General features: G+C 50.5%; 15 protein-coding genes. 3 read left to right on the forward strand and 12 right to left on the reverse strand.

Annotated features, from left to right (window positions below; all coding sequences use genetic code 11):
• Positions 1-9: 9 nt before the first annotated feature.
• The 3 genes from BUC02_RS08910 to BUC02_RS08920 form a co-directional block, all read right to left on the reverse strand.
• Positions 10-804 (reverse strand): hypothetical protein, encoded by a 795-nt coding sequence (locus BUC02_RS08910; RefSeq protein ID WP_073321525.1) that lies wholly within the window; start codon positions 802-804, stop codon positions 10-12.
• Entirely contained in the window at positions 801-1304 is a 504-nt protein-coding gene (locus tag BUC02_RS08915) for an RNA polymerase sigma factor (RefSeq protein WP_073321528.1), read from the reverse strand. Before BUC02_RS08915 ends, BUC02_RS08910 begins: the two co-directional genes overlap by 4 nt.
• Positions 1305-1462: 158 nt before the next feature.
• Positions 1463-2536, reverse strand: a complete 1074-nt coding sequence (locus tag BUC02_RS08920; protein ID WP_073321531.1) for an FKBP-type peptidyl-prolyl cis-trans isomerase — start codon at positions 2534-2536, stop codon at positions 1463-1465.
• Between the two features lie 318 nt (positions 2537-2854).
• On the opposite strand from BUC02_RS08920, the gene BUC02_RS08925 reads away from it, so the two are divergent.
• The gene (locus tag BUC02_RS08925) at positions 2855-3076 is read left to right on the forward strand and encodes a hypothetical protein (RefSeq protein WP_073321533.1); all 222 of its coding nucleotides are present in this window, start codon (positions 2855-2857) and stop codon (positions 3074-3076) included.
• A gap of 148 nt (positions 3077-3224) precedes the next feature.
• A complete protein-coding gene (gene folD / locus BUC02_RS08930) occupies positions 3225-4064 on the forward strand; it encodes a bifunctional methylenetetrahydrofolate dehydrogenase/methenyltetrahydrofolate cyclohydrolase FolD (RefSeq protein WP_073321536.1) in 840 nt (279 codons plus the stop codon).
• 59 nt (positions 4065-4123) lie between these two features.
• Here the strand turns inward: folD and BUC02_RS08935 are convergent, their stop codons facing one another.
• From BUC02_RS08935 to metE, 3 genes are all read right to left on the reverse strand, one after another.
• Complete coding sequence (locus tag BUC02_RS08935) at positions 4124-4447, reverse strand: hypothetical protein (protein ID WP_139261085.1); 324 nt, start codon at positions 4445-4447, stop codon at positions 4124-4126.
• Between the two features lie 57 nt (positions 4448-4504).
• The gene (locus BUC02_RS08940; protein ID WP_073321542.1) at positions 4505-5488 is read right to left on the reverse strand and encodes a hypothetical protein; all 984 of its coding nucleotides are present in this window, start codon (positions 5486-5488) and stop codon (positions 4505-4507) included.
• Between the two features lie 94 nt (positions 5489-5582).
• Positions 5583-7847 carry a 5-methyltetrahydropteroyltriglutamate--homocysteine S-methyltransferase gene (gene metE, locus BUC02_RS08945; protein ID WP_073321545.1) on the reverse strand — a complete coding sequence of 755 codons (2265 nt, stop codon included), beginning with the start codon at positions 7845-7847 and terminating at the stop codon, positions 5583-5585.
• A 218-nt stretch (positions 7848-8065) separates the two neighbouring features.
• On the opposite strand from metE, the gene BUC02_RS08950 reads away from it, so the two are divergent.
• Positions 8066-8971: a LysR family transcriptional regulator gene (locus BUC02_RS08950; protein WP_073321548.1), complete on the forward strand. Its 906-nt coding sequence runs from the start codon at positions 8066-8068 to the stop codon at positions 8969-8971.
• 1 nt (position 8972) lies between these two features.
• Here BUC02_RS08950 and mnmA read toward each other — a convergent pair whose 3' ends face one another.
• The 6 genes from mnmA to BUC02_RS08980 all read right to left on the reverse strand — a co-directional run bounded on the left by mnmA (position 8973) and on the right by BUC02_RS08980 (position 14220).
• Entirely contained in the window at positions 8973-10061 is a 1089-nt protein-coding gene (gene mnmA / locus BUC02_RS08955) for a tRNA 2-thiouridine(34) synthase MnmA (protein WP_073321551.1), read from the reverse strand.
• Positions 10062-10131: 70 nt separating this feature from the next.
• Positions 10132-11385 (reverse strand): hypothetical protein, encoded by a 1254-nt coding sequence (locus BUC02_RS08960; RefSeq protein WP_073321554.1) that lies wholly within the window; start codon positions 11383-11385, stop codon positions 10132-10134.
• Positions 11386-11496: 111 nt separating this feature from the next.
• Positions 11497-12042 carry an RBBP9/YdeN family alpha/beta hydrolase gene (locus tag BUC02_RS08965; RefSeq protein WP_073321557.1) on the reverse strand — a complete coding sequence of 182 codons (546 nt, stop codon included), beginning with the start codon at positions 12040-12042 and terminating at the stop codon, positions 11497-11499.
• 73 nt (positions 12043-12115) lie between these two features.
• The gene (locus tag BUC02_RS08970; protein ID WP_073321560.1) at positions 12116-12958 is read right to left on the reverse strand and encodes a class I SAM-dependent methyltransferase; all 843 of its coding nucleotides are present in this window, start codon (positions 12956-12958) and stop codon (positions 12116-12118) included.
• Position 12959: 1 nt separating this feature from the next.
• Entirely contained in the window at positions 12960-13355 is a 396-nt protein-coding gene (locus tag BUC02_RS08975) for a NifB/NifX family molybdenum-iron cluster-binding protein (protein ID WP_073321563.1), read from the reverse strand.
• A complete protein-coding gene (locus BUC02_RS08980; RefSeq protein ID WP_073321566.1) occupies positions 13348-14220 on the reverse strand; it encodes a radical SAM protein in 873 nt (290 codons plus the stop codon). Before BUC02_RS08980 ends, BUC02_RS08975 begins: the two co-directional genes overlap by 8 nt.
• Positions 14221-14306: the final 86 nt, after the last annotated feature.

Genomic DNA, 14306 nt, shown 5'->3' on the forward strand with positions numbered 1-14306 from the left:
TTCTCCCCCTTATTTCCCAACTTTGCGGAGCGTAAACGAAACGTTTTCTACACCTGCCTGCTTCAGGCTCTTGTCAATATCGTTGCCGTCAATTTCAAAAGAATTCTGCGATGTGAGCAAGAAGAACTTTTCGAATTTCGGAGCGTTATCAAGCTTGTAGGCAAATGGAAGCGTCGTCATTTTGCCGGGTTCCAGTTCAATGGCCTTGTTGCCTTCGCCCATGTGCATGGTAATGGTTCCGTTGCCGTCCATGCTAAAAAGCATGCCGAAGCACTTTTGCGGAACACGGTAACGCAACTGGATTTCGTCGCCTTCGTGGGCATCGCCCAGGTTCACCATTTGCACGGCGCTGTCACCCGTCTTTTTCCAGACTTCCAAAGAAGCCTGCATTCCCTTGATTCGCGTGCCGTCATCTACATCGGCCATGGCAACTTGCATCGCAGCGTCCTTTCTATCGAAGGTTTCGACATTACGATTCAAAAGCACCATAGAAAACACGCCCAGCGCAATCACCAACGCGGCAGCCACCTTGAGCCACAAGGTATTACGCCCACCTACGTCATTGCGAGGAGCGTCAGCGACATGGCAATCCACGCCACCAACAGCATCGATGCGTTCTTCCAGGGCCACAAACGGATTTTCCGCCACAAAGCGCTTGCCCTGCAGGCGCATTTCAGCCACGCGGGCGGCAAAGATTTCGTCGCTCAATTCGCGTTCCTGGAGTTCACGCATTTCTTTTTCGGAGAGTTCCCCGAGCAGATAGCGTTCCAGCTTGAAATCGGAAATTTTATTGACAGATGTCATCTTTCAACCTCCAGATTCTTGATCTTGGCTTGCAGGGTACGCAAACGCTTGCGCACGCCACTCACCGAAAGTCCAACAGTTTCAGCAGTTTCTTCGAGCGTCATGCCGTCTACATAATGTAGCGTCGCAATCGTGCGGGTCGATTCCTGCTCCTTCGAGAAAATCTTTGCCAAAAGGCCCCTGGCCTCGATTCCGTCATCTTCTTCGGCGCAGGCGATGGTGAGCAAGAGTTCGCTCGAATCCACATCTAGCCCGCGGCGCTTTTTGTCGCGAATGCGATTCAGGCAGAGCCTGGTCGCCGTATTCCACAACAAGCTCGACGGCTGCGAAAGATCCAAGGTATCCATGCGTTCGTATACGCGCAAAAACACGTTTTGCACCATATCCTTCGCTTCGGCATCGTCCTTGAGCAAAAACACACAGCGTCTGTAAACCATCGGGGCATATGCCTCGTACAGTTTCGAAAAAGCCATGCGGTCAAGGAGATTTTTCCCGTTCATACCATTGTAACACTGGAGAATATTAAAAGTGTCACCGCAAATTTAAAAAAATAGTAGGAAGTAGAAAGTAGACAGTAGGAAGTAGGCGGTAGGCAGTGGTTGTAATAAAGTAAGCCCCGCTTGCGCGGGGCAATAAACGTATAATTATTTAGCAGAAACTATTTCTTAGGAGCGGGTTTTGCCGCCTCGGCGGGTTTCGTTTCCGGCTTGGCAGCGGGTTTTGCAGCTTCGGCAGGCTTTGCTTCTGCCTTTTTCTCTGCAGGCTTGGTTTCCGGCTTCTTTTCAGCAGCGGGCTTAGCCTCGGCCTTCTTTTCTGCAGGCTTGGTTTCCGGCTTCTTTTCAGCAGCGGGCTTAGCCTCGGCCTTCTTTTCTGCCGGCTTGGCTTCGGCCTTGGCTGGTTCCGCAGGCTTCGTTTCAGCCTTCGGAGCGGCAGCAGGGGCGGCGGGCACAGCAGTGCTGTCAACCGCAGGCACTTCGGCATAAACCTTCAAGAGTTCCACCTCGAACACAAGCATCGCATTCGCCGGAATCATCGGAGGCACGCCCGCTTCGCCATAGGCAAGGGCACTCGGAATCCAGGCCTTCACCTTGTCGCCTTCCTTCATGACCTGCAGCAAGTCCTGCCAGCCTTCTATCACGGCACTCACCGGGAATTCTAGCGGTTCACCGCGCTTGACGCTATTGTCGAATTCCGTTCCGTCGAGGAGCGCTCCAATATAGTGCACCTGCACCTTGTCGCTCATCTTGGGGCTAATGCCTGCACCGGCCTTAATCACCTTATACTGCACGCCCTTCGGAGTCTTCTTGACAGTCGTATCCTTGGCATTTTCGGCAAGGAACTTCGTCTGTTCATCAAGCGCCTTCTGGGCCTGGGCCTTTTCGTCGGATTCCTTTTTCTTCTGCATCTGCAAAAGCAAATCCTGCAAGGCGGATTCCGCAGTAGAATCGGCCATCTGCACCGGGCGAGTAGAATCCACCTGGTCCTTGATAGCGCCCATGAGCACATCCATGTTCAACGGCACGTTCACGTTCGCAATTGCCTTGCCCAAGTCCATACCCAGCGCATAGCTGTAACGGTCGGTGGGGTTATTCAAATCCGGCAAAGCAGACTTGGGGGCAGCAGCAGAATCAGTCTGAGCCTCGGGATCCACAGCGGGTTTTTGACCGCCACCGCAAGCAACCAGCACCGAGCAAAGTGCCAAAGAAGCCGAAAAAACATGGTTTATCTTCATATAATTCCTTGATCTATAGCGAGTTACATCGCAAATTCCAGTGATATCCAACACATCCAAAAATAGAAAAGACTTTAAAGAACGCGTCGTGAACACTTTTTAGAACAATCTTTTCGCCCTAAAATGTACAAAATTCCGACTTTTTAGAAAAATCTTTAAGCAAAAATCGGCGTTTTTAGCAAAATTTAGACACTTTTATCCAAATAGACAATAACTTTGCTTACACAATTGCCGTAAACGGGGGTTTACAAAGGGGTTGCTAAAACAGATTTTTGTTACTAAATTTACACATAAGAGTGAGAAATATAAGGAAATTGTATGAACTACCGTTTCGAAAATTTCATAAATTCGGCCTCCGCTAACAAGCAGGCTTTCGAAAGCTCCATCGAGAGCGTTCGTAGCGAGCTCGATAGCATGGTCAGCTCGAACACTGCTCGTGCAGTTCCGAGCCCTGCCAAGACTGGTTGGCTTAAGGGTTCGCTTTCCTACCCGTGGGTGATTGTTTGCTCCTTGGTCCCGTCCCTCAAGGACATGTTCTAAGATTTACGAACCTTACATTTTTCAAATTTTGTAGCCTCGCCTTCCGCGGGGCTTTATTTTTTTCTTTGGCGCAAAACTAATGACTAACCCCAGACTCTTTTCTATCTTTGGGGCAAACAATCGCGCACTTTGCGCCCCGGAGACACTTATGGCAGCACTCATCCTCGACGGCAAGGCACTTGCCAAGACCACTGAAGAAGAACTCAGCGCCCGCGTGGCAAAGCTCAAGGAAAAGACGGGCAAGACCCCGATCCTTGCAACGATTTTGGTGGGTGACGATCCGGCAAGCGCCACTTACGTGAAGATGAAGGGCAACGCCTGCGCCCGCGTGGGCATGGAAAGCATCCGCGTGGTGCTCCCGAAGAACACCACCACGCAGGAACTCCTCGACAAGATTCAGGAACTCAACGACAACAACGACGTGCACGGCATTCTGCTGCAGCACCCGGTTCCGCGTCACATCGACGAACGCGCCGCTTTCGAAGCGATTGACGCCCGCAAGGACGTGGACGGCGTGACCTGCCTCGGCTTTGGCCGCATGGCTATGGGCGAACCCGCCTACGGTTGCGCAACGCCGGCTGGCATTATGCGCCTCCTGAAGGCTTACAACATCCCGCTCAAGGGCAAGCACGCCGTGGTTGTAGGCCGCAGCGCCATTCTTGGAAAGCCCATGGCCATGATGCTTTTGAACGCAGACTGCACCGTAACCATTTGCCACAGCAAGACCGAAAACCTGCCCGAATACGTGAAGCAGGCGGACATTTTGGTCGGTGCGGTCGGCAAGCCCGAATTTATCAAGAAGGAATGGATCAAGCAGGGCGCCGTCGTGGTCGATGCCGGTTACCATCCGGGTGGCGTAGGCGATATCGAAAAAGGTCTCGAAGACGTGGCCAGCGCCTACACTCCGGTTCCGGGCGGCGTAGGCCCCATGACCATCAACACGCTCATCTACCAGAGCGTAGAATCCGGCGAGAAGTATTTGGGATAATTAAGAATGAGAAATGTGAGATGAGTAATTAAACATTTCACATTCCACATCAGTTTTGGTTACCTTCTGGTTCGTTCTAACTCGACGGCGTCGGTTTCAGCAGAATTGGGCGAAAGCATGCCTTTCATGATGTCGCCTACGAATTCAGCGCCGACACCTATCAACGTCCCGACGGTAGAATCGTTTGAAATCTTGCGACTGTCCATTTCGACAGTCGCATCTTTTATGGCAGACTTTTCGTTTTCTTTAGGGTCCGAATAGACAATCGGGCCTTTCTTGTCGCCAAGATCAATGCTATCGGCTGCCGTAGGAGCCTTCTTTTGCACCAATTGGGCACATGCAATGCCCGCAAGCATAAATATGGCCAATCCAAAAAGTTTCATTTTTGCACCCTTCGGTGCAAAATATAGCAAGACCTCGGCAACGCGAATTACGCGCCCCTAGAACTTAGTCAAGAATTCCTTGGCATCCATGGACTGCACCAGGGTATCGCCCAACAGCGCCCGCAGGCGTTCCAAATCAGGGTGGCCTTCGCGTTCGAACACTACGACCTTCTTGAAGCGGTCACGATGGCGCAACAAGAATTCCAGATTGTTCATGTCGGACTTCGGGAATCCATAGCCCAAGAAGAAAATCTCTTCGGCATTCTTGAGATAGTAATCGGCCTTACTCCACAACAAATTAAACAGGCTCCCGCGCAAGAAAGATTCCTTAGCGTGCGCCATCGGAATATAAATCGGGGTATCTTCGCGGTAAATCGGAAAACTGCGGTCGCAAGGTTCCACCTGGCACACATTCTTTAAATCAAGCGGATCAGAAGCGCCCTTGACCGGGTACCAGTTCAGCGAGCCATGCAGCTTGAGCAAATCAATCGAATGAGTCCGCGGCGCACGAACCGCACTGCGGTCAGCCGGGTCAATACGCACCCCGTAATCCACCGCCACGTTCGCACCCATTTCAGAATCAGCAGCAATAATATTTTCAATCAGCGTGTCGTAATTAAAGCTGAGCAGCAAGGTATCGCGCACGCCCTCGCTCGGGCAATTCACGCAGCCCGCCAAGAACTTGCGGAGAATGGCCGCCGACTGGGAATCTACCGCATGGTCATGACGAATCGAGCCCGCAATAAAACGCAACAGTTCAAAACGCAGGCTCGAATGGTAAAGACTTTCGCGCACACCGGGGAAAATCTGCGCCGACAGAATTGAAGTCGAAAGCGTTTCGATATTCAGGTATTCCGCCTGGTTATTGCAAAGTTCCAGAAACCGCCTGCAGTAATCACGCAGGTGCGGGAACTCGTCTGAAATTCCAAAAGGAATCAGTTCGTTCAAGTCGCGCAGCGTGGGCATTTGCGGACAAAACGACTTGCTGAATCCAGAACCCAGCACAAAAATGCGGCGGTATGTACTCGATGCGATATCCATACCCTTAATGTATAATAATTTCAGCGGAAGTGCAATAAAAAACGCCTCACGCCAAAAACGTGAGACGCATCAATCCAGAAATGTTCCTTACGGCTTATTCGGCGCGCAATTTCTTTGCGGCTGCCACAAGGTTCTTGAGGCTTGCCGTGGTTTCGGTTTCGCCGCGGGTTTTGAGGCCGCAATCGGGGTTCACCCACACATTCTGCCGCGGGACCTTCGCGATAATCTTGTGGAGTGCGTCCACAATTTCCTGTTCCGAGGGAACGCGCGGAGAGTGAATGTCATACACGCCCGGGCCCACCTGCGTCTCGAACTTGGCTTCGTTCAGGGCGTCAAGCAACTTGAGGTCGGAACGGCTCGCTTCGAAGGTGATTACGTCGGCATCCATGTTGTCGATATCGCGCACGATGTCGTTGAATTCGCTATAGCACATGTGCGTGTGAATCTGCGTTTCGGGCTTGACCTTCGCGTGCACTAGGCGAAATGCCGGAATTGCCCAGTCGAGGTATTCCTTGTGCCAGTCACTCTTGCGGAGCGGCAACTTTTCGCGGAGAGCGGCTTCGTCAATCTGGATAATGCGAATGCCGTTCTTTTCGAGGTCAAGGACTTCGTCGCGGATAGCAAAGCCGATTTCCTGTGCCTGCACCTTCAGCGAAACGTCTTCACGCGGGAACGACCAGTTGAGAATCGTTACCGGACCCGTAAGCATGCCCTTCACCGGCTTCTTGGTGCAGCTCTGAGCGTATACAGACCATTCAACGGTAATCGGAGCACTGCGGCTCACGTCGCCCCAAACTACAGGCGGCTTCACGCAGCGGGTGCCGTAGCTCTGCACCCAGGCATTCTGCGTAAACACGAATCCGTCAATCTTCGAGCCGAAATATTCCACCATGTCGTTGCGTTCGAATTCACCATGCACAATCACGTCGAGGCCGATTTCTTCTTGCAGCTTGATGCATTCGGCAATCTTCTTGCGGTTGAATTCCACATACTGTTCCTTGGAAATTTCACCCTTGCGGAATGCGGCGCGGTTCGCGCGGACTTCAGCCGTCTGCGGGAAAGAACCGATGGTAGTCGTGGGGAATGCGGGCAGTTTGAATTCAGCCTTCTGCACTTCGCGGCGCTTGAGGCGGCTCGGTTTGCGTTCGAAATCAGCGGCGGTGAGGGCGCCCAGTTCTGCCTGCACCTTGGCGTTTGCCTGCACACGCGGAGTTGCAAACAAGGCCTTGTTCTTTTCGAGGGCGTTAACGTCACCGCTTGCGATTTCAGCCAGTTCCGCAAGCTTTTCTTCGGCAAAGGCAAAGTGACGGAGCGTTTCGGCGGGGAGTTTCTGTTCGGCAGCAACCGTATACGGCACATGCAACAGCGAGCAAGAAGTTCCGACCACCACGTTTTCGGCACCGACAGCACTCACGATTTCGGCGAGCAGAGCATTCTTCTGCGCGTAATCGGCACGCCAGATATTCTTGCCGTTCACGATACCGGCGAGCAAGAGCGTGTTCTTCGGGAAACCGGACTTGACGAGTTCCAGCGACTTGAGGCCTTCCACAAAATCAAGACCGATGGCATCGAAACCGAGGGCGACCACATCCTGGTACACATCGCGGATATCGCCAAAGTAAGTCTGCAATGCAACCTTGAGGCCTGCAGCACGCACCTTCTTGATAAGTTCCACATAAATAGATTTAAAAAGTTCCTTTTCTTCGGCGGTCACGTCAAACACCAAAGCGGGTTCGGCGAAGCTGATCCATTCGGCACCGGCAGCGGCGAGCAATTCGGCGACCTTCGCGTAAGCAGCGACTGCAGAGGCTACAAAATCCTTGGCCTTCTTTTGGCCGTTGTAGCGGGCCAAGCGGAGGAACGTGTAAGCGCCAATCAAAGTCGGCACGGTCTGGATTCCAGCAGCCTTCGCTTCGTTATATTCCTGCACCGGCTTGGAATCGTCTACCTTAAATTCAGAGGCGTCATCAATTTCCGGAACAATGTAGTGGTAGTTTGTGTTGAACCACTTCTTCATGGGGAGGGCCTTCACGTCGCCCTTTTCACCCTGGTAACCGTGAGCGGCTGCGAAATACTTTTCGAGTACGCTCAAGTCGAGGTTTTTATAACGTTCCGGAACAATGCCGAACAAGAATGCGGTATCGAGAACGTTATCGTAGAACGAGAAATCGTTCGAGGGAATAAAGTCAATGCCGGCGGCCTTCTGTTTTGCCCAACCGTACTGACGGATTTCTTTGGCGACGTTCTGGAGCTCCGCTTCGGAGATTTCGCCCTTGAAGAACTTTTCGCTTGCAAACTTGAGTTCGCGGGCCTTACCAATACGCGGGAAACCGATTACAGATGTTTTTTTATTACTCATAGTGTTTAACCTACCTTTTTTGTTTGTTTTTCGATTACGCCGCCAAATATATCTCCTTTTTCACCATCGGTAAAATACTATTTTTTTCGCATTCACCATAGATTTTTCCTATGGAGTGAACAAAAGAAATTCTTATAACCAGTCATAAAAAATTTCTATCAACGATTTTCTATTTTATTCCACAACTCCGAATTCCGAAATCTGAAATCCGAATTACCATGACTTTACAACAACTTAAATACGCTATCGCCATCGCCGACACACGCAATATCACCGAAGCATCTAAGCGGGTGTTCATATCACAACCGAGCCTTACGGCAGCCATTCATGAGCTCGAAGAAGAAATGGGCGTTACCATCTTCAACCGCTCCAATAAAGGCGTCACGATCACTAACGAGGGCGACGAATTTCTTTCTTACGCAAGGCAAGTCTTGGAACAAGCAACCCTCATGGAAGACCGCTACAAGGGAGGCAAAGGCGGTAACACCATCTTTTCCGTGAGCTGCCAGCACTACTCTTTTGCGGTCAACGCATTCGTCGACGTCATTCGAAAATTCGGCGGTCCGAGCTACGATTTCACGCTCCGGGAAACCCAAACTAACGAAATTATTGACGATATTGCGAAGCTAAAAAGCGAAATTGGCGTACTTTATTTGAGCGACAAGAACGAAAAAGTCATCAAAAAACTTATTCAAAAGAACAATTTGATCTTTGAACCGCTCTTTGCAACCCCTCTGCATGTGTTTATGTCGTCTAAAAATCCGCTTGCAAAGAAAGAGAAAATCACGCTGGAGGACTTGAAACCGTACCCGTACCTGACCTACGAACAAGGCGATTTCAATTCGTTCTACTTCGCCGAAGAACCCCTGACCGCCATTGATTTCGACTGTCCACGCAATATCAAGGTTCGCGACCGCGCGACGCTTTTCAACCTGCTCATCGGTTTGAATGGCTACACCATTTGCTCCGGCGTCATCAGCCACAAGCTCAACGGTCGAAACATTATCGCGAGGCACCTCGACGTTCGCGACAAAATGACCATCGGTTACGTGATGCGAAAAGGCGTAACGCCTTCGCGCTACGCCAAAGCATACATTGCCGCACTTTTGCGGCACTGCAAATAAGTTATTTATCAATAATTGCCGAAGCGACGACACCATCGCCGGAATAAAGCACCAGCACTTGGCCGGGAGCGGCAGCGAACTGCGGCGTTTCGAACTCTACACGAATGCGGCCCGGCTCCAAGTCCAGAATCTTTGCGGGAGATCCCTTGTGGCCCAATCGAATGTGGGCGTCCAGCGGTCCCCTAAGCAGTGGCGAGTTTCCGTTGACCATCAAGTTCAAGTCGATGGCAGAAACTTGTATACAAGAAAGCGCGCTGCGGGGGCCGAGAACCACCTGATTCTTGGCTGCATCAATAGCCACCACAAAAAGCGGTTCCTTTTGCCCACCAATGTTCAAGCCCTTGCGCTGGCCCACGGTATAATTCACGATTCCCTTGTGGCGGCCAAGCACCTTGCCGCTCACATCCACGAAATCGCCCGGTACCTGGTCCGATTCTTCGAACAGCACCGAGTAATCGCCACATTCAATAAAATCTTGGCTTTCGCGCTTGGTGGCAAAATCTTCCCAGCCGATTTCAGCGGCGAGCGCCTTGACGTCTTGCTTACGCATGCCACCCAGCGGGAAAAGCACCGTCGAAAGTTGCTCTGCCGAAAGTCGCGACAGAAAATAAGTCTGGTCTTTGCCCGCATCTAAGGCGCGGTACAAAAAGGGTTCATTCTCGTTTTTGAAATCGAGTCGTGCGTAATGCCCCGTAGCAAAATAATCGAATTCAATTCCCATTTTGCGGGCGGCCAAATGCAATGCGCCAAACTTGATAGACTGATTGCAGCGCACGCACGGGTTCGGAGTACGGCCAGCGCGGTATTCGGCGCGGAAATAATCCAGCACCTTGGTTTTATATTCGCCGGCGACAGGAACCACATAATGCGGGATTCCCAAGCGGTCTGCCACTAGTTTCGCTTCTTCGATATTCTTGTCTTCGCTCGGGCCGTAGCAGCCTTCACGACCTTCTACTGCGGGCATATTCACCGAGCCGTCCCACGTTGCCATGGTGAGGCCCACCACATCGTACCCCTGCTTTTGCAACAGGTACGCCGAAAGGGCGGAATCTACACCGCCCGATAAACCGACTGCCACTTTTTTTGTCATTGAGCCAAATGTAGAAGTCGCAAAGACAAATGTCCAATAATGTTTTTTGATACCTAGGTATCGTTAAAAATTATACCGGCAATTTCGAGCAAAGCTTTTCGACCGTGTCCGAAAGCAGCTTTTTCACGTCATCGCGGTGACATGCATCAAGCTGATCCAAGCATGCCGTCAAGGTCAAGACAATCGTTTCCCTAAAGGCGTACTCTTCTTGCAATTTGCGTTCCTTGCCGTATTCCCACAAGGCAAAGATCAGCGCAAACACCGCCATCGAAGACATGGCGACATTGATTACCACATCGGCCCATACAGAATCCGTATGCACGCCGAATCGAGTAAACACATTATAGATCCACCAGGACGCACCGCCGAACAGCACCAAACTTAGGAACAGCCAAAGGCGCGCCTTGCGGCCCAAGCTCCGCTTTCTCTTGCTAAAACTGCTGCCCAAAGAGCCACCGCCCACAAAGTCTGTCATCTTCTTGATTTTCTCGACTTTTTCGCTAGACGTCGTCAAGCAAGCTTGAACATCCTTCAAGCTATTTTCTGTCATGTTGTCGATTTCAGAAATCCTTGCACAAGCCTGGTCAATCAGGCTCTGGGCAGACTCCATCTTCTCGGCAAATTGCCTGTCCCTGTCTTCGGCGTCATTCATCTTGAGCGTCAAAGATTCTTTAAGTTCTTCCAAGCCCTGCTTTCGGGCATCCAGCTGCTCTGTCAACGCTTGAATTTCGGCGACCTTTTCTGCCGCCTCTGCAGACTTCGCCTTCGCATTCTGTTCCGCTTCTGTCACAGACATCATCTGGGTCTTCACCAAATCCGTCATCTTCAGAATTCTTTCGAATTCTTCCGACGCTTTGTCAAACAGCTCGCCCGTCTTTTCCTCTGCCTCGGTAATGGCCGCCACACGTTCATCCAGATTGTCTTTCTGCGGGGTATTCCAAAAGCCGAACATCATCTCGTATACGGCAAGATTTCTCGTACAAATAGAAAGAACCGTGACATTCTGCTTCTTGATCGATGCCGCAATCAGCACAATCAGTTGCGAAAGCGTCTTGGGCGGCATACCGAAATAAGTCAACTCGGAATCCCTTACGCAGGCGGGTTCCGGCAAATCGAAAGGCAAATACAGCCAATCGCACGTTTTCATCTTTTCGCACAATTGGGCGAAAGGCCGCTTCACGTTTTCGAGCGCCTTTCGCAGCTGCACCGACCTGACCGTACGATCGTGAACGCTCACACCAGCATAGGTATGGAGATATTCATCTCGGCTATTTTCTAAAAGATTGATGCTATCAAGAAGCTCTTCGCGCTGTTGACGATTCATCCCTAACCCACTTTTTTAAAAAACGCGCACAAGATAACTTTTTTTAATGCGCTTTAGGGATTATTTTTCGTACAACATTATTCCTTAATGCTTAACTAAAGATTACAAACGCTAAAGTGGCAAGCCTTTCTCAAATTCTGCCAAGAATGCACGGCCCTGTTCCCATTCACCTAGATTCGAGTCGGAATTGATGTGCCCTAGCGCGCCTGCATTAAACAACTTTGCGCCCCACGCCTCGGCAAAAAATTTCGTACGCTCGGGAGTCATGTACGGATCGTTTTCGCTGCCCACAATGCAAACAGGCACCGGCATTTTTTCGATAGGCATCGGAGCAAAGTTCTTGATGACATCGACCGTGTCGGCATCGGCAGGGGCCACAAGGAAGGCCCCCTTGATATTCGCCGGAAGATTCCCTTGCTGTTTCGCACGCAAAAGCCAGAGAGCCGTCGTTACGACGCCCAGACTATGTGAAACCAGAATCGCGTCGTCCTTCAGCTGGCGGACAGCTTCATCGAGTGTCGCAATCCAATCCTCTTTTTGCGGCTTATCCCAGCAATGCTGAAAAACGCGACTTGCGCTTGGCAGACTCTTGGTCCAAAAAGTTTGCCAATGACTCGGGCCAGAATTATTTAAACCGGGAACAATCAAGTAGTGCATTCGAGAAGTCCTTTTCTTTCCTATAAAAATAGTATATAAATAAAGGATTCATTGCAAACCAAATCCATTTTGCCTACTTAACCGCTGCAATCAGGCGTACAGAATCAAAAGCCTTCAGGTTTCCCATCAGAAAATACCGCTGCTGTAGCGCATTTTCGCCGAGAAATTCGTCGACCTTGAATCCATATCGCTCAAGTACCTCGAAAACCTCGCGGTCCAAGTAGCCTTCGGCCATGGTTTCGCCGCAATCAGCAACAATTTTTCGCAATTCCTGAACCGAATTCGAATACGCATCTTTTTGCAGGTAATCAAATACAATCGAAATGCCGGTTGATGCAATCTCTGAAAACTGCCGCACGGTTTCTGCAAAAACAGGAAGCGGAAGGTAATATGAGACACCCAGAATGCTAATAACTGTCGGCTTTTTGCAGTCAAAGCCGTTTGCGACAAGTCTTTCGACAATGCTGTCCTTGCTGAAGTCGATCGCCACAAAATGGACATTCTCCGAAACGCTCCACTTGAGTTCGCGAATGCGATTTTTCTTGTAGCTTTGCGTCGGAAGCAAATCCAATTCAAAAACTTCGACATTCGGGTCTTTGTTGCGGAACGAGAACGTGTCTACGCCTGCACCGCAAATTACATATTGAATCTTTCCCGAACGGGCAAGGAGCTTAACGCGATCTTCGGCGAAGCGACTCCTCGAAAGTACAATCGGGAGAAAATATTTCCGGTTGAAATATTCGACCGATTTTTCTGATTCCTGCGGAAACCGCTTTAGAATCAAGCGCGAAACATTTTCGTACTCTTCGCGGCCCATCAGGTCGAACGCCAAAAAGTCATTGAAAACGGTATGGTCCGATTGTAGAGAATGCCAGGCTCGTGCAAATGCGCATAATTTTGCTGTTAAACTTTCCATTTTATTTGAGTCTCTGGGTACGTTCCGCAATCTTTTTACGGTATACGTTGATTTTGGCAATCGCTTCAGCAATGGGGAGCGCGATATCGAAAGCGCGCACGTTAAAGCGCGTTAACGCCTGCACCGCCTGCGGGCCAAGCTGCGAGCAAAGAACATAATCCAGATCGGCTAGATTCTTTGCTGCCGAGAACATAGATGAACGTTCTACATCTCGCTGACCGCAAGCACCATCGCCGCATGTGCCGTCGCAATGCTCCGGCTTTATGCGGACTTCGACTTTTTCAAATTTTCCGCTTTCTTCATCGACTTCGTAGACGTCGAACGCCGTGGCATGCCCAAAGTGAACATTGACATTTTCGCCATCGTTTGTGGCGACTGCAACTCTATATTTAGCCATGAGAAAAAGTCTCCTTTACACGGATACGGTCCATGTAGATTTGCGCGCCGACATCGTAAACGCCTGGGACGCCAACGGCGTCGGCACGGCAATGGGCGCAATGCTTGAACACGTTGATGAACACTCCCGCCTGCTCCTGCGCAATCGCAAGAGTCTTTGGAGTCGGAGCAGGAATATCCTTAAAGCCGTTTTGCGGAATCAACGGAATGATATTGTACATGATGGCCCCCGCTTCGCGCACGGTGGCCGCCACATCTTCGATGTGCTTGTCATTAATACCCGGGCAAAGAACCGTATTCACTTTGATAAGCGTTCCGCTCTTTGCCACCTTACGAATGCCTTCGAGCTGGTTGTGAATCAGAATTTCGGCTGCTTCTACACCCTTATAGGTTTTGCCGTGGTAGAAAATTCTCGCATTGATCATCGCCTCGATTTCAGGGTCCACGGCATTCACCGTAACCGTAAGCGAATCGATGCCTACATCGATGACTTCGTCCGCCTTGTCGTTCAGCAAAAGCCCATTGGTGCTCATGCAGCGAATCAGCTGCGGGAATTCCTTTTTCACCAAACGGAATGTATCTAGCGCAAAAGGCGTTGCAAGAGTATCGCCAGGACCTGCAATTCCTACTGTGGTAAGTTCCGGCACGAATTCCAATGCCTTGCGGATGTAACCACATGCCTCTTCGGGCTTAATTACCTTACTCGTGTTTCCCGGTACCTGAGCATCTTCGTTAATGCGCCTATCGCAAAAACGGCACTCGATGTTGCAACCTGGGGCGACGGGCAAATGAATGCGCCCTTTCCGGTTTTTGCAAGCACCAAAACACGGGTGTTCTCTAAAAACTGTTTCTTGACTGGTTGCCATAAAACCTCGCAAGGTATGTAAACCTTGCACAAAAATGATCGGTAGCGAACCGATTTAGTTTGTATTAAAAATGGTGAACGTTTTGC

The organism is Fibrobacter sp. UWOV1 (genome assembly GCF_900142495.1).
In the GTDB taxonomy this organism is placed as follows: Bacteria; Fibrobacterota; Fibrobacteria; order Fibrobacterales; family Fibrobacteraceae; genus Fibrobacter.